Origin of the sequence: Sphingomonas metalli (genome assembly GCF_014641735.1) — a bacterium.
GTDB lineage: Bacteria > Pseudomonadota > Alphaproteobacteria > Sphingomonadales > Sphingomonadaceae > Sphingomonas > Sphingomonas metalli.
In genome coordinates, this window is the sequence record NZ_BMIH01000002.1 from 16092 (window position 1) to 37115 (window position 21024).

Annotated in this window: 22 protein-coding genes; 7 read left to right on the top strand and 15 right to left on the bottom strand. The window is 68.4% G+C overall.

Features of this window, described 5'->3' with window-relative positions; translation table 11 throughout:
* Nucleotides 1–26: 26 nt before the first annotated feature.
* Nucleotides 27–689 carry a ligase-associated DNA damage response endonuclease PdeM gene (pdeM, locus tag IEX18_RS06225; RefSeq protein WP_188657898.1) on the bottom strand — a complete coding sequence of 221 codons (663 nt, stop codon included), beginning with the start codon at nucleotides 687–689 and terminating at the stop codon, nucleotides 27–29.
* Between the two features lie 108 nt (nucleotides 690–797).
* Between pdeM and IEX18_RS06230 the strand changes: the two genes are divergently transcribed.
* The gene (locus IEX18_RS06230; RefSeq protein ID WP_188657899.1) at nucleotides 798–1145 is read left to right on the top strand and encodes a hypothetical protein; all 348 of its coding nucleotides are present in this window, start codon (nucleotides 798–800) and stop codon (nucleotides 1143–1145) included.
* On the opposite strand, the gene IEX18_RS06235 is transcribed toward IEX18_RS06230, so the two are convergent.
* From IEX18_RS06235 to IEX18_RS06250, 4 genes are all read right to left on the bottom strand, one after another.
* Nucleotides 1126–2523: a M20/M25/M40 family metallo-hydrolase gene (locus IEX18_RS06235; protein WP_188657900.1), complete on the bottom strand. Its 1398-nt coding sequence runs from the start codon at nucleotides 2521–2523 to the stop codon at nucleotides 1126–1128. The genes IEX18_RS06230 and IEX18_RS06235 overlap by 20 nt on opposite strands.
* A 72-nt stretch (nucleotides 2524–2595) precedes the next feature.
* A complete protein-coding gene (locus tag IEX18_RS06240; protein WP_188657901.1) occupies nucleotides 2596–3573 on the bottom strand; it encodes an aspartyl protease family protein in 978 nt (325 codons plus the stop codon).
* Between the two features lie 66 nt (nucleotides 3574–3639).
* Complete coding sequence (locus IEX18_RS06245; protein ID WP_188658607.1) at nucleotides 3640–6045, bottom strand: ligase-associated DNA damage response DEXH box helicase; 2406 nt, start codon at nucleotides 6043–6045, stop codon at nucleotides 3640–3642.
* Nucleotides 6042–6254 carry a hypothetical protein gene (locus tag IEX18_RS06250; RefSeq protein WP_188658694.1) on the bottom strand — a complete coding sequence of 71 codons (213 nt, stop codon included), beginning with the start codon at nucleotides 6252–6254 and terminating at the stop codon, nucleotides 6042–6044. The genes IEX18_RS06245 and IEX18_RS06250 overlap by 4 nt, the downstream gene beginning before the upstream one ends.
* A gap of 100 nt (nucleotides 6255–6354) precedes the next feature.
* Between IEX18_RS06250 and IEX18_RS06255 the strand changes: the two genes are divergently transcribed.
* The 3 genes from IEX18_RS06255 (at nucleotide 6355) to IEX18_RS06265 (ending at nucleotide 9398) form a co-directional block, all read left to right on the top strand.
* Nucleotides 6355–7353 carry a ligase-associated DNA damage response exonuclease gene (locus tag IEX18_RS06255; protein ID WP_188658608.1) on the top strand — a complete coding sequence of 333 codons (999 nt, stop codon included), beginning with the start codon at nucleotides 6355–6357 and terminating at the stop codon, nucleotides 7351–7353.
* A 67-nt stretch (nucleotides 7354–7420) separates the two neighbouring features.
* Nucleotides 7421–7693, top strand: coding sequence for a DUF1488 family protein (locus IEX18_RS06260; protein WP_188657902.1), 273 nt, complete (start codon nucleotides 7421–7423; stop codon nucleotides 7691–7693).
* A 70-nt stretch (nucleotides 7694–7763) separates the two neighbouring features.
* The gene (locus IEX18_RS06265) at nucleotides 7764–9398 is read left to right on the top strand and encodes a S10 family peptidase (RefSeq protein WP_188657903.1); all 1635 of its coding nucleotides are present in this window, start codon (nucleotides 7764–7766) and stop codon (nucleotides 9396–9398) included.
* Nucleotides 9399–9449: 51 nt separating this feature from the next.
* Here IEX18_RS06265 and IEX18_RS06270 read toward each other — a convergent pair whose 3' ends face one another.
* From IEX18_RS06270 to IEX18_RS06300, 7 genes are all read right to left on the bottom strand, one after another.
* A complete protein-coding gene (locus IEX18_RS06270) occupies nucleotides 9450–10271 on the bottom strand; it encodes a PEPxxWA-CTERM sorting domain-containing protein (RefSeq protein WP_188657904.1) in 822 nt (273 codons plus the stop codon).
* Nucleotides 10272–10369: 98 nt separating this feature from the next.
* Nucleotides 10370–11224 carry an endonuclease/exonuclease/phosphatase family protein gene (locus IEX18_RS06275; RefSeq protein ID WP_229664411.1) on the bottom strand — a complete coding sequence of 285 codons (855 nt, stop codon included), beginning with the start codon at nucleotides 11222–11224 and terminating at the stop codon, nucleotides 10370–10372.
* Nucleotides 11221–12684, bottom strand: coding sequence for an RNA polymerase factor sigma-54 (gene rpoN, locus IEX18_RS06280; RefSeq protein ID WP_188657905.1), 1464 nt, complete (start codon nucleotides 12682–12684; stop codon nucleotides 11221–11223). Before rpoN ends, IEX18_RS06275 begins: the two co-directional genes overlap by 4 nt.
* A 165-nt stretch (nucleotides 12685–12849) precedes the next feature.
* Nucleotides 12850–13629, bottom strand: a complete 780-nt coding sequence (gene lptB / locus IEX18_RS06285; protein WP_188657906.1) for an LPS export ABC transporter ATP-binding protein — start codon at nucleotides 13627–13629, stop codon at nucleotides 12850–12852.
* A 149-nt stretch (nucleotides 13630–13778) separates the two neighbouring features.
* Entirely contained in the window at nucleotides 13779–14336 is a 558-nt protein-coding gene (locus IEX18_RS06290; RefSeq protein ID WP_188657907.1) for an LptA/OstA family protein, read from the bottom strand.
* A 6-nt stretch (nucleotides 14337–14342) separates the two neighbouring features.
* Nucleotides 14343–14981 carry an LPS export ABC transporter periplasmic protein LptC gene (gene lptC, locus IEX18_RS06295; RefSeq protein ID WP_188657908.1) on the bottom strand — a complete coding sequence of 213 codons (639 nt, stop codon included), beginning with the start codon at nucleotides 14979–14981 and terminating at the stop codon, nucleotides 14343–14345.
* A complete protein-coding gene (locus tag IEX18_RS06300; RefSeq protein ID WP_188657909.1) occupies nucleotides 14974–15594 on the bottom strand; it encodes a ribonuclease D in 621 nt (206 codons plus the stop codon). Before IEX18_RS06300 ends, lptC begins: the two co-directional genes overlap by 8 nt.
* Nucleotides 15595–15909: 315 nt before the next feature.
* Between IEX18_RS06300 and IEX18_RS18805 the strand changes: the two genes are divergently transcribed.
* Entirely contained in the window at nucleotides 15910–16734 is an 825-nt protein-coding gene (locus IEX18_RS18805; protein WP_188657910.1) for a cold-shock protein, read from the top strand.
* 191 nt (nucleotides 16735–16925) lie between these two features.
* Complete coding sequence (locus tag IEX18_RS06310; RefSeq protein ID WP_188657911.1) at nucleotides 16926–17699, top strand: glutaminyl-peptide cyclotransferase; 774 nt, start codon at nucleotides 16926–16928, stop codon at nucleotides 17697–17699.
* A 4-nt stretch (nucleotides 17700–17703) separates the two neighbouring features.
* Here IEX18_RS06310 and IEX18_RS06315 read toward each other — a convergent pair whose 3' ends face one another.
* Nucleotides 17704–19296 (bottom strand): cisplatin damage response ATP-dependent DNA ligase, encoded by a 1593-nt coding sequence (locus tag IEX18_RS06315; protein WP_188658610.1) that lies wholly within the window; start codon nucleotides 19294–19296, stop codon nucleotides 17704–17706.
* Between the two features lie 101 nt (nucleotides 19297–19397).
* Here IEX18_RS06315 and IEX18_RS06320 point away from each other — a divergent pair, with 101 nt between their 5' ends.
* Nucleotides 19398–20255, top strand: coding sequence for a metallophosphoesterase (locus IEX18_RS06320; RefSeq protein ID WP_188657912.1), 858 nt, complete (start codon nucleotides 19398–19400; stop codon nucleotides 20253–20255).
* On the opposite strand, the gene IEX18_RS06325 is transcribed toward IEX18_RS06320, so the two are convergent.
* Complete coding sequence (locus IEX18_RS06325; RefSeq protein ID WP_188657913.1) at nucleotides 20256–20441, bottom strand: DUF1328 family protein; 186 nt, start codon at nucleotides 20439–20441, stop codon at nucleotides 20256–20258.
* A gap of 27 nt (nucleotides 20442–20468) precedes the next feature.
* Nucleotides 20469–20966 carry a Dps family protein gene (locus IEX18_RS06330; protein ID WP_188657914.1) on the bottom strand — a complete coding sequence of 166 codons (498 nt, stop codon included), beginning with the start codon at nucleotides 20964–20966 and terminating at the stop codon, nucleotides 20469–20471.
* Between the last annotated feature and the right edge of the window lie 58 nt (nucleotides 20967–21024).

The window sequence follows — 21024 nt, forward strand, 5'->3', positions numbered from 1 at the left end:
GGAGTCTTCGCCCGATCGGGAACCCGTCAGGCGGCGAGCGGAAAGCGCAGCAGGCGATCCTCGACCGGGATCCACGCCTGCCCCGTCCCGCCGATCGCCCGGATGATCGCGGGATGATCGGCATCGAGGCCGCCGGTCAAGGCGCCGAAGGCCGGCAGGATCACCTTGCGCGCGCTGCCGACGAAGCATCGCCGCGCCACGGAACGACCGCGCAGCTTCAGCCGCAGCTTCGGGTGGAAGTGCCCCGACAGCTCCGGCTGCAGCTCGCTCGGATCGGCTTCGTGCCTCAGGACCAGGCCGTCGACCAACGCCTCCTCCGCCACCTCACCGCCGCAACGGTCGAGGATGGCGGGGTCGTGATTGCCGGTGATCCAGGTCCAGCGCGTTGCGCCCGTCAGGCCGCGCAGCAGGATCTGGGCATCCGGGCTCAAGCGATCGCAGCCCCCCACATCGTGGAAGCTGTCGCCAAGACACCATATTTCCGTTGCGCCGGTCCGCGCGACCAGCGTGGCGAGCGCGCTGAGGGTCGCTTCCGAATCATAGGGTGGCAGCAACTGCCCCCGCGCGGCGTACCAGCTCGCCTTCTCCAGATGCAGGTCGGCGACGAGCAGCGCCGAGCGCGCCGGCCAGTAGAGCGCGCCCTCTGCCAAGGCCCTGAAATCATGCCCGCCGAACGAAAGGGGAACCATGGCGGCGCCATGCCGCGAAGCCGCGTCCGGTGCAAGCCGCCGGAATCGGGTTTGCCGATCGGACGTTTCCTGCCAACGGTGCGTCGACCGCTACGAGGATGACATTCCATGCCCCTGCCGATCCTGATCGCCGCCGCGCTCGCCCAGACGGCCGCCGCTCCCGCCCTCACCCCGGAAGCCGCCGACGCGCGTTGCGTCGTCATCCTCGGCTTCATCGCCAAGCAGCCGAACCAGCCGGCGGCCAGGCTGGAAGCGGTCAAGACCGGCACCGCCTATTATCTCGGCAAGCTGCGCGGCCGGCGCCCGGGGATCAATCTGGTCGATACGCTCAACACTGCCGCCAACCGGGCGCAGACGGAAAAGGCCGATGTGGTCAAGGAGAGCCAGCGCTGCGGCGGCGAACTGAGCGCACTCGCCGCGGCGACCGGGCCGGCGGCTAGCCCGCGTAAGCCCTGACCAGATCGTAGAGATAGTCGCGTCCCTCGTAGAGCGAGCGGATACGGATACGCTCGTTGAGCCCGTGCGCACCGCCGCCGTCGCGATCGATGAACAGGCCGGGCACGCCATAGACCGGAATGCCCACGCCGCCGATGAACACCGCGTCGCTCGCCGCGGTCGACATGAAGGGGACGACCGGCACGCCGGGAAAATGTCGCGCGGCGAGGCGTCTGGAGGGCTCCATGATCGCCGGGGTCAGCGGCGGCGGCACCGCGACGGGCCGGATCGGCTGGTTCGCGATCACCGTCACGTCGCTGCCGACGATCTCCTTCAGGCGCGCAAGCGTGCCCTCCACGGTCTCTCCGGGAAAAATTCGGCAGTTGACGTTCGCCGCCGCGCGCTGCGGCAGGGCGTTCTCGGCATGGCCGGCCCGGACCAGCGTCGCCACGCAGGTCGTACGCAGCGTCGCGTTGAAGGCGGCGTCCCGCGACACGATGTCCGCGGCGGCCATATCGGCCGGGTCCGCGACGAGACGCGGCAGTGCGCTCTTCATCGGTTCCGGACTGAGCGCGGCGGCAGCGGCGAAATAGGCGCGGGTCGTGTCCGTGAAGCGGATCGGAAAGCGATAGGCTTGGACGGCCTTCAGCGCGTCGGCGAGGCGATAGATCGCATTGCCAGGGCCCGGCTGCGAACTGTGGCCGCCGGGATCTATCGCGACCATCGTGTAGTTCTGGGCCGCCTTTTCGCCCACCTGCATGGCCAGCATCTGGCGGTTGCCGGCATCGTCGAGGCGGCCGCCGCCGCCCTCATTGAGCGCGAACTCTGCGGCGATCAGATCGGGCCTGTGAGCTGCGAGCCATTGCGCACCGTTCCAGGCGAAGGTCGTCTCCTCGCCACAGGTCAGCGCCATGCGGATCGTTCGCCGCGGCGCGGTGCCCGCGCGTTTCAGGCGGATCAGCGTATCGACCCAGATCGCTGCCTGCGCCTTGTCGTCGATCGCGCCCCGGCCGACATAATAGCCGTTCTGTTCCGTCAGGCTGAACGGGTCACGTCCCCAGTCCGCGGCGCTCGCCTCGACCACGTCGAGATGGCCGAGAAGCAGGATCGCCTTCGCCTTGCGGTCGCGCCCGGACAGTATCGCGACGAGGCCGCCATCCTTGGGATGTTCCGGCACCGAGAACAGCGTGAGATCCGCGTCGGCGAACCCCGCTGCCTTCAGTCGGGCGGCGACCTGCGTCGCGGCCCGGGTGCAGCTGCCCGCGGACAGGCTCGTATCGGTCTCGACGAGTTCCCGGTAGATCTCGAGAAAGGCCTTCTGATCGGGGCGATCCTGCGCCGCGGCGGGGATCGCCATGCCGATCAGCGATGCCACTGCCACTGCCGTCCGAAATCCCATGCCTCTCCCCTTCTCGTCGTCCGCACGGGGTAGGCGGCGGGATCGGGCGAGGCAACACGCCTGCCCTGTCGATCAGTCGAGCCGGGCCATCCGCGTCGGGCCGGGCACGGTGAAGCGGATCGCGCGATTGGGAAAATCGATCTCCACCTCCTTGAACGAGCGCAACGTGTCCATGCCGAGCATCAGGGCCGGGCGCTTCACCAGTCCGAAACGGGCGAACGGCGCGACGTCGGCGACCGCGACGGGCAGATCGCTGAGCGCCATGCGCCCGATCTCCAGATTGTCGAGGCGATAGCCGGCGACCGGCACCGCCTCGCCGGTGGCGGCAATGAGGTTCCAGTTCCCCAGCGGCTCGGCGGCGCGGGTGCCGCCGCTCCGGATCAGCTTCAGGAACGCGCTGTTGGCGATCGTCACCGCGGACCCGGTGTCGATCACCACCGATATGCGTCGCCCGCGCCAGCGTGCGTCGGTGACGATCAACTGGCCGAAGAGCGAGCGCGCCACGACCACGATCTCGTCGCGGCCCTGCGCCATGACCCGGCTCCGCTTCGTCGACGGGATCAGCGTCATACGGTCGTCGGCGAAGTCGATCTCCACCTTGTGACCCTGCAGCGCGTCGAGCCCGAGCAGGCCGGAGGCGCCGAGATTGCGGCGCGCGTAAAGGGGCGCCTCGATGTTCGAGGGCGTCAGCTTGCTCACCCGCAGCATCGGCACCAGCGCGGTGGGCGTCGGCGCCGTCCCCGCCATGGTCGTGACGCGCAGCGTGCGACCGGGCGCCAGCGCCAGCGAGGCGGCGAGTTCGTGCGACACCACCGTCCGCTCGGCACCGGTGTCGATCACGAAGGGCCACGCGCCCCTGTCGCCGATCGAGACCGGCACGGTCATCCGCGTCTCTGCCTGTTCCAGCAGCCATTCGTCCGAAGGTCCGGCCGCCGAAGCTTCCGCCGGTCCCGCCATTCCTCCCAAGGCTGATGGCGCGAGCGCCGGCGGCGAAGCCGTCGCGGCAACGGGCGATGCAGCGGCCGCGAGTGCCGCGATCAGGGCAAGCATCCTCTCCGACTCCTCTAAAGCCCGGGATGCTGCGCCCGATCCGGCCCTTTGGCAACGACTATCGTATCACCCCGCCATCGCTTCGGCGGCCAGCGCTTCCGCCTCGATCAGCAGCGCGTCGTCGCCGGCATTGGTCGAGACGCGCTCGCGCCCGATCAACACCAGCACGGGCACGGCCAGCGGAGAGACGCGCTCCAGCTCGACATGGAGCATCGTGTCGGCGGCACGCTCCATCAGCCCCGCGAGGCGGCCGACATCGGTCATGCGCGCGCGCGCATCGTCCCATGCCGCCTGGAGCAGCAGATGCGTGGGCTCGTACTTGCGCAGCACGTCGTAGATGAGATCGGTCGAGAAGGTGACTTGCCGCCCGGTCTTGCGCTTGCCCGGATGCTGGCGTTCGACGAGACCGCCGATCACCGCCACCTCGCGAAAGGCCCGCTTGAGCAGGTGCGACTGCTGCACCCATTCGACGAACTCATGCTCCAGGATGTCGGGCGAGAAGAGCGACGCCGGATCGGTCACCGGCTCCAGCCCGTAGCAGGCGATCGCATAGTCGTTCGCGACGAAGCCGGTCGGCTTCAGACCCTGTGTCTCCATGCGCCGCGTGAGGAGCATGCCGAGCGACTGGTGCGCGTTCCAACCCTCGAAGCCATAGGCAACCATGTAGTGCCGCCCCTCGCGCGGGAAGGTCTCGACCAGAAGCTGGCCGGGGCGTGGCAATGTCGAGCGGCGGCGCTGCATCTCCAGCCATTCGTGCACATCGTCGGGGAAGCGATCCCATTCGGCGGGCGTATCGAGGAAGGCGCGCACCCGGTCGGCGAGGCTGGTGGAGAGCGGCATGCGCGAGCCGCCATAGGTCGGAATGCGGGCGGGGCGGCTAGTGGCGCGGACGATCAGGTCTTCCGTGTCGATCTTTTCCACCTCGAGGCTGAGGCCCGCGAAGAAGAAGGTATCGCCGGACGCCAGGGTGGCGGCGAAACTCTCCTCGACCTTGCCCAGATGCCGGCCATTGCGGAAACGCACATTGAGCATCGTGGCCTCGACGATGATCCCGGCGTTCAGACGGTGCTGGGCGATGAAGCGGGGATGCGCGACCCGCCAGGTGCCGTCGGGATCCTCGACCAGCCGCTTGAACCGGTCATAGGCGCGCAGCGAATAGCCACCGTCCCGGATGAAGCCGAGCACGCGGTCGAAGCTGTCGTCCGGCAGTGCGGAATAGGGCAAGGCGGAGCGGATCTCGTCCAGCAGCGCCTCCTTGCGGAACGGTGCGGCGCAGGCACAGGCCATGACGTGCTGCGCCAGCACGTCGAGCGCGCCGGGGCGGAAGATGTCGGGATCGAGCTCGCCCGCCTCGACGGCATCGAGCGCGGCGCGCGCCTCCAGATATTCGAACCGGTTGCCGGGCACGACGATCGCCCGGCTCGACTCGTCGAGACGATGGTTGGCCCTGCCGATCCGTTGCAGCAGCCGCGACGAGCCCTTGGGCGCGCCCATTTGGACGACGCAGTCGACATCGCCCCAGTCCACGCCGAGGTCGAGACTGGCGGTCGCGACCAGCGCGCGCAGCTTGCCCGCCGCCATCGCGCCCTCGACCTTGCGTCGCGCCTCCAGCGAGAGGCTGCCGTGGTGGACGCCGATCGGCAGCCCCTTGTCATTCGCCTTCCACAGATCCTGGAAGATCAGCTCGGCGAGGCTGCGGGTGTTGCAGAAGACGATGGTGGTGCGATTCGCCTCGATCAGCCGCATCACCTGCTCGGCGGCGTAGCGGCCGGAGTGGCCGGCCCAGGGCACGCGGTCCTGCGGCAGCAGGATGGCGATGTCGGGATCGGCGCCCGGCTCGCCCGTCACCAGCCCCACCATGTCGATGTCGCCGTCGGGCGCGAGCCAGGCGCGATAGCCGTCCGGATCGGCCACGGTAGCGGACAGCGCGACCCGCCGCATCCGCGGGGCGAGCCGCTGGAGCCGCGCCATGCACAGCGCCAGCAGATCGCCGCGCTTGCCGGTGGCGAAGGCATGGACCTCGTCCACGACGATCGTCCGCAGCCCCTCGAACATCATCGCCGCGTCGGGATAGCTGAGCAGCAGCGACAACGATTCGGGCGTGGTCAGCAGGATCTGCGGCGGCCGCACCCGTTGCCGGGCCTTGCGGTCGGACGGGGTGTCGCCGGTCCGCGTCTCGACGCGGATGTCGAGCCCCATCTCGTCGATCGGGGTCACGAGATTGCGCTGGATGTCGACCGCGAGGGCCTTGAGCGGCGAGACATAGAGGGTGTGCAGCCCCTCGGTCGGCTGTTCGATCAGGTCGACGAGGCTCGGCAGAAAGCCGGCCAGCGTCTTCCCCGCGCCGGTGGTCGCGACGAGAAGCGCGTGGCGCCCCGCCCGCGCCTCGTCCAGCATTTCGAGCTGGTGCCGCCGCGGATGCCAGCCGCGTGCGGTGAACCACTCGGCGAGCGGCGGGGTCAGTCCGGTCAGCGGTCCCCCGGCTCGTCGCCCTTGGGATTCTGGTACAGGTCGCGGGTCGCCTGTTCGGTCCGGCGTTCCTGCTCGGGCGGGATCGCCCGATTGCGCGAGCGCGCCCAGGCCATCGCGCCCACCAGCACGAACGCTCCGATGAAGACCACGATCAGCCACAGGCTGCCGTTCGCCCAGTTGCTCGCCGTCTGCGTCTCGATCGAATTCATGGCTCGCCATCCTCTCGCGAATGTCGGTCCGGTCAACGATCCGCGCAAGCCGAACGATCCGTCCCGGCACCGCGGCCCGGCTTCGTGCGTATCTGGTGCGATGGCAAAGCTCGGCGACTGGATCGAACCGCATCCGCACGGCATCTATGTGCGCCCCGCCGATGCGTGGATCGACCCATCCGAACCGGAGCCCCAGGCGCTGGTGACGCACGGCCATGCCGATCATGCGCGCGGCGGCCATGGCAGGGTGTGGGCGACGCCCGAGACCCTGGCGATCATGGCAGCCCGCTACGGACCGCAACAGGGCGAGCCGGTCGCCTATGGCGAGACGATCCGGCTGGGGGAGGTGGAGATCGGCTTCGTGCCCGCGGGCCATGTGCTGGGGTCGGCGCAGATCGTTCTCGACTTCCGCGGCGAGCGGGTGGTGGTGTCGGGCGACTACAAGCGCCGAGCCGACCCGACATGCCTGCCGTTCGAACCGGTCCCCTGCGACATCTTCGTCACCGAGGCGACCTTCGCGCTGCCCGTCTTCCGGCATCCGGATACGGGCGACGAGATCGACAAGCTGATCGCACGGCTGCACGCCAATCCCGATCGGTGCGTGCTGGTCGGCGCCTATGCGCTGGGCAAGGCGCAGCGCGTGATCGCAGAACTGCGCGAACGCGGGCACGCGGCACCGATCTTCATCCACGGCGCGCTCCAGCGACTGTGCGACCTCTATGAGGAGCATGGCGTCCGGCTGGGCGAGCTCGTGCCCGTCGCCGCCGCGGCGAAGGCGGCGATGGCCGGCCATGTGGTGATGTGCCCGCCCTCCGCGCTCAACGACCGCTGGTCGCGGCGGCTGCCCGATCCGATCACCGCGATGGCGTCGGGCTGGATGCGGGTGCGCCAGCGGGCGCGGCAGAAGAATGTCGAGCTGCCGCTGATCCTGTCCGACCATGCCGACTGGGACGAGCTGACCGACACGCTGACCGAGATCGCGCCGCGCGAAGTGTGGGTGACGCATGGTCGGGAAGAGGCGCTGGTCCACTGGTGCCAGCAGCGCCAGATCAAGGCGCGCGCATTGGCGCTGGTCGGTTTCGAGGACGAGGACGACTGACGGCGAGTCCCGGCGGAACCGGCCGCCCGCTGCGACGCTAGAGCCATCCACCACAGGAGCATGAACCATGGCCGCAGACCGGCTGACGATCGATCCCGCCAGCGTCTTCGACGATATCGACGCCCGCACCGTCGAGTTCGACGCGATAGTGGATGAGGAGCGGCGCGCCTTCGCCGTCCAGTATGACGTGCTGCGCGCCTTGTCGGGCGACGAGCCGGCAGACCGGGCCGTCGCCCTGTTCCAGCACCATGCCGACAGGATCGCGGAAGCGGCGGCGGTGGCGCTGGCACGCGACATCGATCAGGAGCGGGTGATCGTCAGCGAAAACGACCTGGGCTGATCGACCTCTTGCGAAGGCGGGGCGGAACGGCAACACTCCTGCCGTTCCATCGCTTTTGCAGGATCATGCCTTGACCCTTCGCTCCCTTCTGTCCGCCGCGACCGCCCTGTCCCTCTCCGCCGTGCCCGCCCTTGCCCAGGACAAGGCGCCACCGCGCGAGAAGTCGGCGGCCGACCGCGAGAAAGAGGAACTGGCACCCGTCAAGGCGTCCGCGGTCGAGACGGAGACGCGGCATCGCGACGCGGTGACGATCGGCGGGCGCAGCTATCCCTATACCGCGTCGGCCGGGACGCTGACGATCCGCGATATCGAGGGCAAGCCGACCGCATCGGTCTTCTATACCGCCTATACGCTGGAGGGCGTGAAGCCCGGCACCAAGCGGCCGATCACCTTCCTCTACAATGGCGGACCGGGCAGTCCATCCTTCTGGCTGCGCATGGGCAGCTTCGCGCCGATCCGCATCCGCACCACCAATCCCGAATTCATCCGGCCGGCCCCTTACGACGTCGGGCCGAACCCGGACTCGCTGCTCGACAAGACCGACCTCGTCTTCATCGACGCGGTGGGCAGCGGCTATTCGCGGCCGCTGGGGGACATGCGGCCGCAGCAATTCTATGGCGTGGACGAGGACGTGGACGCCTTCGCCAAGGCCATCCTGCGCTACACGACCAAATATGGCCGCTGGATGAGCCCCAAATTCCTGCTCGGCGAAAGCTACGGCACGCTGCGTTCGGGCGCGCTGGCCTATGAGTTGCAGGAGCGGGGCATGGCGCTGAACGGCGTCGTGCTGCTCTCCTCGATCATGAACTACGGCTATCGCCAGCCGGGGCTGGATCAGGTCTATATCAACTATCTGCCGAGCTTTGCGGCGACCGCCTGGTATCACAATCGCCTGCAGAACCGGCCTGCGGACGTCGCGACGGTCGTCGAGCAGGCCCGTGCCTTCGCCTTGGGGCCGTACAGCACCGCGCTCGCCAAGGGGCAGGCGATCTCCGACGCGGAGGCGGACCAGGTTGCCCGACAGATGAGCGCGCTGATCGGGATCAGCCCCGATTATATCAGACGGTCGAACCTGCGGATCGACCTGCCCCGCTTCCAGAAGGAGCTGCTGCGCGACCGGGCGCGGACGATCGGGCGGTTCGACGCGCGCTATACCGGCATCGACACGGATGCGGCGGGCGAGCGACCCGAGACCGACGCATCTTCGGACGCCATCTCAGGCGCCTATATCGCGTCCTTCACCGATTATCTGACCGGTACGCTCGGCTACAAGACCGACCTTCCCTATCGCCTGTCGGCGCGCGACGCAGCAGGCTGGACGTGGAACTGGAAGCACGATGCGCCGGGACGCGGCATGGGGAGCCAGAACAATCCCAACACCGCCATCGACCTTGCCGCCGCGATGCGGGCGAACCCGTATCTGAAGGTGCTGTCGATGAACGGTTATTACGACATGGCCACGCCCTTCTTCGGGACCGAGAACGATCTGGGCCATATGATGCTGGAGCGGCCGCAGCAGGCGAACCTGCGCTTCACCTATTATCCCGCCGGGCACATGACCTATCTGAACCCGGAGGCGCTCCATCAGATGAAGGCGGACCTGTCGCGCTGGATCGACGAGGCGGTCAGCGACGCCCGCTCCGCCACCCCGCCGGTGCCGCCATCGAGCAGCGCCGCGGAGGGACCGGCTTCGTCGCCGAACTGAGCCGGGTATCGGGCCGCCCCGCCCCGTGAGGGCGGAGCGGCCCGGCCGGGATCAGGCCAGGACCGGCCGGCTCTTGCGGCGGCGGATCAGGCCGGCGACCAGCGCGAGGCCGACGAACATCGTGGCCCAAGTCGAGGGCTCCGGCACCGCCGATGCGAAGCTCGCCGTCATCCGAAAATCGTCCACCGCGAGCGCATCGTCCGAACCGCTGTCGTCCAGGTCGATCCAGCGGATGCCGATCGACTGACCCTGCAGCAGGTTGAGGCCGGCGATCGTGCCGGTACGCTGGGCGCGGACCGTGTTGCCGTCCACCGCGCCACCGCTGGGGGTGCCGGTGAGGACCTGATCGATGAGGTCGAGCGACGTCACCGTGGTCCAGCTCCCGGCCGAGGAGAGGTTCGCCGCCCCAACCAGATAGGAGAAGGCGTAGCGCGTCGCGGTGGCCGAGGTGACGGTGGCCGAGCCGTTGCGCCACTGCTCGTTGAAGAAGGCGATGTCGAGCGCGTTGATCGTGCTGCCGGTCTGGTTGGTGAAGATCGCCCCGAAGCGCGATTCCAGACTGCCGCTCGCCAGCGAGCCCAGCGCCCGATCCGTCGATCCGGCCGCGCCGAAGCTGTAGGTGTCGCCCGTGTTGCTCGAGCCGTCGCCGGCGCGATAGCTGCTATTGGCATTGTCGCCCGTCTCACCGAACTGCCAGCCGTTCGGCAGCAGGCCGCCGTTGGTGGAGACGACCGCGGTGCTGGTGGTCAGCCCGTTGAAGTTCTCGCTATAGGTCGCGCCGGTCAGCGCGACCGCCGCGTTCGCTAACTGCGGCACGGCGAGCGACAGGGCTAGCGTCATCATCCGCCCCGCGCGGATCTTGGTCGAAGTCATCAGAAAATCCCCCGGATTCGTAATGCGATAAGGCCATCTGGCCTGTTGCGGGGGCTAAGGGGCGCATGCGTCAGAATGAGGAAGGCTCAATGACTCATTTAAGTCTTTGGTAAAGGCCAACTTAACTGTGCCAGTACGGGAAAGTGATCGGAGGGGTAGAGCGCCCCCTGATGCGCGTCGATCACCGTCACGCGAAGCGGGATCAGGCCGCGGGTCCAGATCCAGTCGATCCGCTGGGTCGGCTTGCCGGTAAAGGCGTGGAAGGTCGCCGCCGGCCCCTTCTTCCGCGGCGCCACCTGCCACACGTCCGTCAGGCTGGTGGCAAGCACCTGATGCGGCGGCGTACTGGGTTCGGCGTTGAAGTCGCCGGTCAGCACGATCGGCCCCTGAACCGCGGCGATGCGCTGCGCGATCATCCGCGCGCCGCGGACCCGGGCCGCCTCGTCGTCGATGCGATAGGGCAGATGCGTGTCGAACAGCGTCACCCGTTCCTCGCCGCCGACCCGCCGGAACCGGGCCCAGGCGGCCATCCGGGGATAGACATTCCCCCAGCTGATGCTGCCCGGCACGTCGGGCGTGTCCGACAGCCAGAAGTCCCCGCTCTCCTCGACCAGCCAGCGACCGCTATGATAGAAGATGCCCATATGCTCGTCGGCCTGTCCGCCGCGGCGGTCGCGCCCGAACCAGCGATAGTGCGGCAGCGCTGCGACGATCTCGTCGCCCTGGATCTTGAAGAGCTCCTGCGTGCCGATCAGGTCGGGATCGGCGCGGCGGATCGTGTCGATCATCAGCGCGCGGCGATGCGGCCAGTCGTTGGTGCCGTCGCTAGCGAGCGGCAGGCGGACGTTGAAGGACATGACGGTAAGCTCCGGCGGCTTGGCCCGTGCCGTCGCGCGGGCGCCCAGCGCCAGCGCGGCCAGCCCGCCCAGCACCGCCCGCCGGCCCGGCATCATGCCCCTTCGAGCGTGCGGGCGCGGCGGCGCTGCACCGAGCTGCCGATCCCCATGGCCTCGCGATATTTGGCGACCGTGCGCCGGGCGATGTCGAAGCCCTTGGCCTGAAGCAGTTCGACCAGCGTATCGTCGGACAGGATCTTCGCCCCCTCCCCGGCGATAAGCGCGCGTATCGCGCTCTTCACCGCCTCGGCCGAAACCGCGTCGCCGCCGTCGGCCGCCTGAATTGCCGAGGTGAAGAAGTATTTCAGCTCGAAGGTCCCGCGCGCGCAGGACAGATATTTGTTGCTGGTGACCCGACTGACGGTCGACTCGTGCATCTCGATCGCGTCCGCGACACGGGCGAGGGTTAGCGGCCGGAGATGCTGGACGCCGCGGAGGAAGAAGGCTTCCTGCTGCTTCACGATCTCCGCGGCGACGCGCACGATCGTGCGCTGGCGCTGGTCGAGCGCCTTGGTCAGCCAGTTGGCCGATGCCAGGCAGTCGGAGAGCCAGGCCTTCGATGTCTTGTCCTGCGGTCCTTGGGCCAGCTCGGCATGATAGCGGCGGTTGACGAGCACGCGCGGCAGCGTGCTGCCGTTCAGCTCGACCATCCACGTCCCGTCGGCGGCCTGGGTGACGAACAGGTCCGGCACGACCGCGAGGGGCGGCTCCCCGCCGAAGCGGCAGCCGGGTTTGGGGTCGTAGCCGCGCAACTCGCGGATCATGTCCGCCATGTCCTCGTCGTCGACGCGGCAGAGCCGCTTCAGCCGGGCCAGATCGCCGCGCGCGAGCAGGTCGAGATTATCGATCAGCTGCGCCATGCAGGGGTCGTAGCGATCCGCCTCCTTCGCCTGGAGGGCGAGGCACTCCGCCAGGTCACGCGCGCCGACGCCGGTCGGATCGAAGGTTTGGACCACCCTCAGCACCGACTCGACCCGCGCGATCGGCACGCCGAGGCGGTCGGCGATGTCGCGCAGCGACACCCGCAGATACCCCGCCTCGTCGATCTGATCGATCAGATGGTGCGCGATGAACAGGTCCGGTCCCGATATCGCCATCCCCGCCTGCTCGATCAGGTGATCGGCGAGGCTGAGATCCGGATTGGCGAAGCTGTCGAAATCGGGGCCGTCCTCCGGCACCGCGCCCGGCATCAGCCCTCCGTCTCGCGCGACCCCGCCATCGGCGACCGAGTCCTGCTGATGGCTCTCGGTCGCATAGTCGATGTCGAGCGGCTCGGCCTTGGCCGCGCCGGTGACGAGCGCATCGGCAGTCGCGGGCTCGGGTGCCGCCACCGGCTCCGGACGGACGATCTCACCGCCCTGCCCGGCCTCCAGCAGCGGGTTTCTCTCCACCTCCTCGGCAATGAACGCCTCGATTTCGAGGTTCGACAGGGTCAGGAGCTTGATCGCCTGCTGCAGCTGCGGCGTCATCACCAGCGACTGGGACTGGCGCAGGTCGAGGCGCGGGGCGAGGCTCATGACTCAGATCCTCCCCGATACGGGGCGGGGGACCAGCCGCAGGCTGGTGGAGGGGCCCTCCTTGGGCGAACCGTGCGTGGCGATCCCCCTCCACCACCAGCCTGACGGCTGGCGGTCCCCCCTCCCCGCTTGCGGAGAGGATCTATGGAAGGTGTCCGCCATGACCTACAGCGAGAAGCCCTCGCCGAGGTACAGCCGCCGGACATTCGCGTCGGCGACCAGTTCCTCGGGCGAGCCGGTGAACAGGACGCGGCCGTCATAGATGATGTAGGCGCGGTCGACGATGTCGAGCGTCTCGCGCACATTGTGATCGGTGATGAGAACGCCGATGTCGCGGCGCTTCAGGTCCTTCACCAGATCGCGGATGTCGGCGATCGAGATCGGGTCGATGCCGGCGAACGGCTCGTCCAGCAGCATGATCGACGGATCGGCCGCGAGGGCGCGCGCGATCTCCGCACGCCGGCGCTCGCCGCCCGACAGCGCCATGGCCGGCGCGGCACGCAGCCGTGTCAGGCCGAACTCCTCGAGCAGGCGGTCGAGCTTCTGTTGGCGAACCGCCTTGTCCGGCTCCGACAGTTCGAGAACGGTGGAGATGTTCTTCTCGATCGACAGGCCGCGGAAGATCGATGTCTCCTGCGGCAGGTAGCCGAGGCCGAGGATGGCGCGCCGGTACATGGGCAGTCCGGTGATATCCTCGCCATCGAGCATGATACGGCCCGAGTCGGGCTTTACCAGTCCCATGACCGAGTAGAAGCAGGTCGTCTTGCCGGCGCCGTTCGGCCCGAGCAACCCGATCACCTCGCCGCGCCCGACCGTGACCGACACGTCGGTCAGCACGACTCGCTTGTCATAGGACTTGGCGATCGAGACGACCTGGAGGCCGTTCGCCACGGGTGTCTCGACGATCGGAGCAGTCGCGTCGGCAGGAAGGACAGTCGTAGCCATCGGAAGCGGCGCCTCGCAGAGAAACGGTTACCGGATCGTAAAAGCGCCCGGTGTGGCAGGATTCCTGCATGGAAGCTTGCCGCAGGGCGAAGCGCAGGGGAAGTGATTTCGCGAGCCGCTCGCCCGTCCCGCAGGCCGGCCGCGCATGCTCATTGCTGGCGCTGGGGCACCGAGAAGGTGCCGGTGACCCGCCCCGCGCGCGACTGGACGACGCCCGGAACACTGCCGGTGCCGGCGCCGGCGCTTCCGACCGACGACCCGTCGATCACCGCACGGCCGGTATCGAGATTGATCGTCAGCCGCCCGCCATTGACCGTATTCCCGCCACCCTGGGTCAGGCTGACGGCGCCCAGCATCGTGATGACGCGCCGGTTGAGATCGTAGATCGCATATTGGCTCTTCGCCGTCTGGTCCGGCCGCCGCACCGTCACGCCGCCCGAGGCATCGAGCCGGGAGACCTGCGGATTGCCGCCCACCACCTCGCCCGTATAAGCGACGGTCATGCGAGCGGCGTTGAGCGTCATCTCGGTCTGCTTGACCGAGACGTTGCCGGCCAGCACGACGCGATCGGCGCGATCCTGAAGTTCGATCCGGTCGGCGCTGAAGTCGATCGGTGCCGCCGTGTTATGCCGCTGCTGCGCGCCCGCCACCGATGCGAACGCGAGGGCGGAGACTGCAAGAGCGGAGGCGAGGCGGAGCGCTGGCATGGCGGGCTATTTCGTACCGCGCGGCACAATCCGCAAGCGGGCATTGCCGTCCAGCGTCACGGTGCGACTTTCAAGGTCCGCCCGCAGCTTGTCGGCCCGATAGGTGCCCTGCGGCAGCATGCCGGTGACCGCACCGACGCTTTCCAGCCGGCGTTGTTGGAGATCGACGATCGCATCGCCGGTATCGAGCCGGTAGCCGCCGGTCGCCTCGAACACCACCGGCCCGGTCACGCGCATCCGTTCGGTGTTCATGTCGTAGCGGCCGCCCGGCGCGACGAGCCGCGCCGGTCCGTCGCTCAGCGTGATCCGCGCCGCCAGCTGATCCAGCCGGACGATCGGCTCGGCCGAACTGCGCTGCACCGCCGAGCCGGCGTCGAGTTCGAAGGGCTGGCCGTTCGAGTCCTGCCCCCGATACCGAGCGGCCTGGAGCCGCATGCGCTCCTTGGCCACCTCCACCTTGTTCTTGTCGAGCACGAAGGACACGTCGCCGGTCGAGGTGAGCGGCGCCATGACGAGAAAGGCGGCCAGCACGCCGACCGCCATCGGCAGGGCAATTCGCGCGGTGGCGACGAGGCGATCGTGCGAGCTGCCGGGCGCCGCCCAGCGCTGGCGATCGCTGCGCATCCGCACCGCCGTGTCAGACATGGGCGAACACGTCGATCTCGGGCCAGCCGGCAAGATCCAGCTCGGCGCGGGTCGGCAGGAAATCGAAGCAGGCCTGGGCCAGCGCCATGCGCCCTTCCCGCACCAGCCGCCGCTCCAGTTCCTGGCGCAGGCGATGGAGATAGCGGACGTCGGAGGCGGCATATTCCTTCTGCGCCTCGGTCAGGGCCGGGCTGCCCCAATCCGACGATTGCTGCGCCTTCGACAGCTCCAGGCCGAGCAGCTCGCGCACCAGCTCCTTCAATCCGTGCCGGTCGGTATAGGTCCGCACCAGACGGGAGGCGATCTTGGTATCCCAGGCCGGCCCAGCGACGACGCCCAGATAGTGGCGCACCGCTGCGATGTCGAAGCGTCCGAAATGATAGAGCTTGGTAATTGCCGGATCGGCGAGCAGCGCCTTCAGGTTCGGCGCGGCATAGTCGCTTCCCGCCGCGAACCGCACGAGATGCTCGTCCGGCCCGCCGTCCGACAGCTGGGCGACGCAGAGCCGGTCACGCGGTGTGATCAGCCCCATCGTCTCCGTGTCGACGGCGATCGAATCCGCCCCGGCGAACAGGCCGGCGGGGATGTCTTCCTCATGCAGATGGACGGTCATGCGCACGGCCCTAGCGGGCCTCCGATCGCGGCTCAATGCCCGTGAACGCGCGGGGACCGTGACAGAATAGCGTTATCATCGTTCAAGACATGGCAGCATTGTGCGCCAGAAATGCGGACCGAAGTGCTTCCCAGGCAACACATCGCGACGTGTTTCGGCCGCATCGCGCAGAATTCGTTCGCAGCGGCGCGACGAATCGGCTATGCAGCCGGGAAGGCGCGAAAGGTTTGGCGCTGGAAGGCCGTGAGCACGTCGTCCGGAGCTCGGGTACTTGAGGAAGCATTTACGGGCGAACCGGGAAGACGAACAGGGCTTATGAGTTTCGATAAAGGCGGCCGCGGAAACCGTGGCGGGCGCGGGCGCGACAAGCGCGACAGCTTCGGCGGCGACGATTTCGGCGGCGGCTTCGGTGGCGGCGGCTTCGGCGGTGGCGACCGCTTCGGCGGCGGCGGTGATCGCTTCGGCGGTGGCGGCGGCGGCTTCGGCGGTGGCGACCGGTTCGGCGGCGGCGGCGGCGGTTTCCGTGGCGGCGGCGGTGGCGGCTTCGGCGGTGGTGGCGGCGGCTTCGGCGGCGGCGGTCGCGGCATGCCTCCCCAGGTCGTCGGCGAGGGCACCGGTGTCGTCAAGTTCTTCAACGGCCAGAAGGGCTTCGGCTTCATCGTCCGTGACGATGGCGGCGAGGACGTGTTCGTGCACATTTCGGCGGTCGAGCAGGCCGGCCTGACCGGTCTGGCCGAGGGTCAGCCGCTCGGCTTCACCCTGGTCGATCGCGGCGGCCGCATCTCGGCGACCGAGCTGAAGATCGACGGCGAGCCGATGCCGGTGACCGATCGTGCGCCGCGCGAGCCCCGCGAGGGTGGCTTCGGTGCCGGTCCGCGCGGTGGTGCCGGCGGCGGCGCCGGTGGGCCGCAGCGCCAGCTGACCGGTGAGAAGGCGACGGGCACGGTCAAGTTCTTCAACGCCATGAAGGGCTTCGGCTTCATCCAGCGCGATGACGGCCAGCCCGACGCGTTCGTCCACATCTCGGCCGTCGAGCGAGCCGGCATGTCGAGCCTGAACGAGGGCGACCGCCTTCAGTTCGAACTCGAAGTCGATCGCCGCGGCAAATATGCTGCCGTCAACCTGTCGCAGGCCGGCTGACGCCTCGGACTTCCCGAAGGTTTGAAAAGGCCCGTCCGGTTTCGACCGGGCGGGCCTTTTCGCATTTCGGCGAGACTGGGCTTGGCTTTCGTCCGCGACACCGCCAACGCCGCCAATGCCAGGTTCAGGCCGTTGCCGTGCGGGACGGTCCGGCTGGCTTCGCAGCCAATTTGCCGCCACAAGGCCGGACCATGTCCAAGCCTCTCAGCATCGCCTCGCTTCCCCTCATCGTTCTCGTCGCGCCGGCGGGGGCGCAGGCCCCTGTCCTGCCGCCGATCGCGCAGGTCGAGGTGGTGGCGCGCTATCCCCATGACCGCACCGCCTTTACCGAAGGCCTGATCTGGCATGACGGCGCGCTGTACGAGAGCGTCGGCCGCGAGGGCGAATCGGACGTGCGCCGCGTGCGCCTCGCCAACGGCAAGGTCGAGCGGCGCGCCACGATCCCGGCCACCCAGTTCGGCGAGGGGCTGGCGCTGGCCGGCAGCGAGTTGGTCAGCCTGACCTGGCATGGCGGCGTCGCGCATCGCTGGAACGCGAAAACCCTCAAGAAGACCGGCCAGTCGCATTTCGCCAGCGAAGGCTGGGGACTGACGGGCGACGGGCGCTCGCTGATCCAGTCGGACGGCAGCGCCAACCTCTACTTTCTCGATCCGCGCACCCTAAAGGAAAAGCGGCGGATCACCGTCAAGCTGAAAGGCCAGCCGCTCGACCAGATCAACGAGCTGGAATGGGTGGACGGCGCCATTCTCGCCAATGTCTGGCACCAGCCGTGGATCGTCCGGATCGATCCCGCGAGCGGCACCGTCACCCGGCTGATCGATCTGCGGCCGATTGTCGCCGAGATTGGCGCGCGCGACCCGGAGGCGGTCGCCAACGGCATTGCCTATGACGCCAAGTCACGGCGACTGTTCGTCACCGGCAAGCTGTGGCCGACGCTGTTCGAGATCCGGCTGAAGGATCGTTGATCGATCAGGTGATCAGCCGCTGCAGCGTGTCGAGGCGGTCCGCTTCCTCGGCGGGCTTGTCGAGCCGGATCCGGGCGATTCGGGGAAAGCGCATCGCCACGCCCGACTTGTGGCGGCTGGAGCTATGGATCGAATCGAAGGCGATTTCGAGCACCAGGGTCTTCTCCACCTCGCGGACGGGACCGAAGCGATTGACGGTATGGCTGCGCACGAAGCGATCGAGTTGGCGCAGCTCTTCGTCGGTGATCCCCGAATAGGCCTTGCCGACGGGCAGCAGCTCGCCGTCGTCCGTCCAGCAACCGAAGGTGTAGTCGCTGTAATAGGACGAACGCCGGCCGTTGCCGCGCTGCGCATACATCATCACGCAATCGGCGGTCAGCGGATCACGCTTCCACTTGTACCACAGCCCGGCCTTGCGCCCGCCGACATAGGGGCTGTCGCGACGCTTGAGCATCACGCCCTCGATCGCGGCGTCGCGCGCGCCCGCGCGGATCGCTTCCAGATGGGTGAAGTCGTCGGCGGCGATGAGCTGGCTGATGTCGAACCGATCCGGGTCGAGCCTCGGCACGAAGGATTCGAGCCGTGCCCGGCGATCCGTCCATGGCAACGCACGCAGGTCTTCCGTCCCGTCGACGAGGATGTCGTACAGGCGGACGAAGGCGGGATAGTCGGCCAGCATCTTGGCCGACACGGTCTTGCGCCCCAGCCGCTGCTGAAGGGCATTGAAGCTTGCCGCCCCGCCGCCCGAATCGAGCGCGCCGCCCTGAAAATCCCCCTTCACCATCAGCTCGCCATCGACCACGCCGGGGGTGGAGAAGGCGGCGGCGACATCGGGGAAGCTGCCGGTCACATCGTCGCCGGTGCGGCTGTAGAGGCGCGTCTGGCCGGCGACATGGACGATCTGGACTCGGATCCCGTCCCACTTCCACTCCGCCGCATAGTCGGCGAGATCGACGCGCGCATCCTCCAGCCCGTGGGCGAGCATGAAGGGGCGGAAGACCGGCGTGTCGGCGGCGGTCGGCTGTTCCGAGCGCCCCTCCAGCCAGTCGAACAGCGGCGCATAGGGGGGCGGCAGCGCGTGCCACAGCTCCTCGAGCAGTTCGACATCGACGTCGAAGGCCTGGGCCAGGGCCACGCGGGCCAGCCTCGCGGACACGCCGATCCGCAGGGCGCCGGTCGCCATCTTGAGCAGGGCGAAGCGTTCCTCCGCATCGAGCCGGTCGAGCATGCGAGCGAGCTCCGCGGGTGCATCCGCCCGCCCGAGATGGCGCAGCCGCTCGACCGCGTCGGTCAGCGAGAGCGGCTCCGGCGCGCCCGGCACCACCGGCGCCGGCCAGAGCAGCGCCACCGTCTCCGCCGTATCGCCGACATAGTCGCGGCTCATGCGGAAGAGCACGGGATCGACCCGTTCCTCGATCAGCGCGCGGATCAGCGCCGGCTTGACCCCGGGCAGGTCGAGCCCGCCGGTCAGTGCCGCCATCGCCCAGCCGCGATCCGGGTCGGGCGTCGCGTGCAGATAGTCCGCGATCAGCTTGAGCTTCGCGTTGCGGCTCCGTGTGTAGATCAGCGAATCGAGAAGCGCGGCGAAGGCGTGCATGGAGGCGGAACGCGCAGACATGTCGTTACGGTTCCGGCGCGCGACGAAAGGGCGGGGCGTCCCGGGTGACAGCGCCTCCGCCGACGCTATGAGGGGGCGCGATGCGCCGCTCCCTGATCGCCCTGTCGCTGCTGCCGGTGGTGATCGTCGCCCTGCTGCTGTTCGGCTTCCTGGAGGCGCGCTCCGATCCGATGGTGCGCCGCGCGGCCTTCGCCCTGCCCCACTGGCCCCGCGGTGCACCGCCGGTAACGGTGGCGCTGCTGAGCGATATCCGTATCGGCAGCGCCGCCATGGATGCCGGCCGGCTGACGCGGATCGTCGCGCAGGTCAACGAGCTCAGGCCCGATCTGGTGGTGCTGGCAGGCGACTTCATCAACGGCCATGACAGTGCGGAGGGTGCGATCTTCGCGCGTCGACTCACCCGTCCCTTGTCCAGCCTTCGACCGACGCTCGGGACCATCGCGGTGCTGGGCAATCACGATCACGTCAGCGCCGCTGCCGTAACGGACGCGCTACAGCAGGCAGGCGTCACCGTCCTGAGCAATCGTTCGACGAGGCGGGGGCCGCTGACCGTCGTCGGCATCGACGATGCCTATACCGGCCATGCCGATCCGGCGGCCGCTTTCAGCCGGGTACAGGCGTCGGGCGGCGCGCCGCTGACGGTGAGCCACAGCCCCGATGTGGTGCCACTGCTGCCCGCCGGGGCCGCGCCGCTGCTGCTGATGGGCCACACGCATTGCGGACAGGGCGTGATCGCCGGCCGCATCTATCTCGACCGGGCGATCGATACGGGCGAGCCGTTGTTCGCACCCCATTATCGCTGCGGCATCGTGCGCGACCCGGGCCGCACGAGCGTGATCACCGCCGGGCTCGGCACAAGCCGCGTGCCACTGCGGATCGGTGCGCCGCCGGACATCTGGCTGCTGACGCTGAGCCCTGCCGCGACCTCGCCCGACTGATCAGTCGAGCCGGTCGCGCACCGCTTTCCCTGCCGTTAAACCGAGCACGAGGAAGATCGCGAACAGGGCCGCGACGATGAAGAACAGGATCTTGGCGATCCCGACAAAGGCACCGCCGATGCCCCCGAACCCCAGGGCGCCGAGTATCAGTCCGGCAACCAGGAAAAGGAGCGCAAGCCGAAGCATCGCACGGCGCCTTTCACGCGACGAGGATCAAGCCTTGCGGCTCGCCTCGAACAGGAACCAGGCGCGCTCCTCGGCCTGATCGATCCAGTCGTCAGCCAGGCTCGATGTGGCGGTGTCGTTCGCCGCTTCGGCGCGCTCGCGGGCGTCGCGCAGTGCCTCGACAAGCTTCAGATTGTCCTCGCGCAGTTCGGCCAGCATCTGGTCGGGCGCGACGAAGTCGGCATCGTTGTCGGCGATCTGCTGGCGGCGGGCGATGTCGCCGATCGAGCGCAGCGTGGTGTTGCCGGTCTTGCGCACCCGCTCCGCGATGGCGTCCGTCACTTCGAGGATCTGCGTCGCCTGGTCGTCGAGCAGCAGGTGATAGTCGCGAAAGTGCGGACCGGAGACATGCCAGTGGAAATTCTTGGTCTTGATGTAGAGCGCGTAGCAGTCCGCGAGCGCGATATTGAGCGCGTCCGCCGCCGACCGCGTATCGTTGCGATTGAGGTCGGTGGGGGTGGACAGCTTCGGGTTGACGTCTGCCATGACAAGCTCCGGTTGGCGTAGATTCGGGTTCGCCAACGTAACGACCCGCGATCGATTT

What these genes read in the sequence shown, in the direction of transcription:
- rpoN (WP_188657905.1), bottom strand. Translation starts at nt 12,684, where the DNA reads ATGAGCCTCGCCCCGCGCCTCGACCTGCGCCAGTCCCAGTCGCTGGTG.
- IEX18_RS06240 (WP_188657901.1), bottom strand. Translation starts at nt 3,573, where the DNA reads ATGCTTGCCCTGATCGCGGCACTCGCGGCCGCTGCATCGCCCGTTGCC.
- lptC (WP_188657908.1), bottom strand. Translation starts at nt 14,981, where the DNA reads ATGTCTGACACGGCGGTGCGGATGCGCAGCGATCGCCAGCGCTGGGCG.
- IEX18_RS06290 (WP_188657907.1), bottom strand. Translation starts at nt 14,336, where the DNA reads ATGCCAGCGCTCCGCCTCGCCTCCGCTCTTGCAGTCTCCGCCCTCGCG.
- IEX18_RS18805 (WP_188657910.1), top strand. Translation starts at nt 15,910, where the DNA reads ATGAGTTTCGATAAAGGCGGCCGCGGAAACCGTGGCGGGCGCGGGCGC.
- IEX18_RS06255 (WP_188658608.1), top strand. Translation starts at nt 6,355, where the DNA reads ATGGCAAAGCTCGGCGACTGGATCGAACCGCATCCGCACGGCATCTAT.
- IEX18_RS06230 (WP_188657899.1), top strand. Translation starts at nt 798, where the DNA reads ATGCCCCTGCCGATCCTGATCGCCGCCGCGCTCGCCCAGACGGCCGCC.
- IEX18_RS06260 (WP_188657902.1), top strand. Translation starts at nt 7,421, where the DNA reads ATGGCCGCAGACCGGCTGACGATCGATCCCGCCAGCGTCTTCGACGAT.
- IEX18_RS06275 (WP_229664411.1), bottom strand. Translation starts at nt 11,224, where the DNA reads ATGATGCCGGGCCGGCGGGCGGTGCTGGGCGGGCTGGCCGCGCTGGCG.
- IEX18_RS06330 (WP_188657914.1), bottom strand. Translation starts at nt 20,966, where the DNA reads ATGGCAGACGTCAACCCGAAGCTGTCCACCCCCACCGACCTCAATCGC.
- IEX18_RS06310 (WP_188657911.1), top strand. Translation starts at nt 16,926, where the DNA reads ATGTCCAAGCCTCTCAGCATCGCCTCGCTTCCCCTCATCGTTCTCGTC.
- IEX18_RS06270 (WP_188657904.1), bottom strand. Translation starts at nt 10,271, where the DNA reads ATGACTTCGACCAAGATCCGCGCGGGGCGGATGATGACGCTAGCCCTG.
- IEX18_RS06325 (WP_188657913.1), bottom strand. Translation starts at nt 20,441, where the DNA reads ATGCTTCGGCTTGCGCTCCTTTTCCTGGTTGCCGGACTGATACTCGGC.
- IEX18_RS06235 (WP_188657900.1), bottom strand. Translation starts at nt 2,523, where the DNA reads ATGGGATTTCGGACGGCAGTGGCAGTGGCATCGCTGATCGGCATGGCG.
- lptB (WP_188657906.1), bottom strand. Translation starts at nt 13,629, where the DNA reads ATGGCTACGACTGTCCTTCCTGCCGACGCGACTGCTCCGATCGTCGAG.
- IEX18_RS06315 (WP_188658610.1), bottom strand. Translation starts at nt 19,296, where the DNA reads ATGCACGCCTTCGCCGCGCTTCTCGATTCGCTGATCTACACACGGAGC.
- IEX18_RS06250 (WP_188658694.1), bottom strand. Translation starts at nt 6,254, where the DNA reads ATGAATTCGATCGAGACGCAGACGGCGAGCAACTGGGCGAACGGCAGC.
- pdeM (WP_188657898.1), bottom strand. Translation starts at nt 689, where the DNA reads ATGGTTCCCCTTTCGTTCGGCGGGCATGATTTCAGGGCCTTGGCAGAG.
- IEX18_RS06320 (WP_188657912.1), top strand. Translation starts at nt 19,398, where the DNA reads ATGCGCCGCTCCCTGATCGCCCTGTCGCTGCTGCCGGTGGTGATCGTC.
- IEX18_RS06300 (WP_188657909.1), bottom strand. Translation starts at nt 15,594, where the DNA reads ATGACCGTCCATCTGCATGAGGAAGACATCCCCGCCGGCCTGTTCGCC.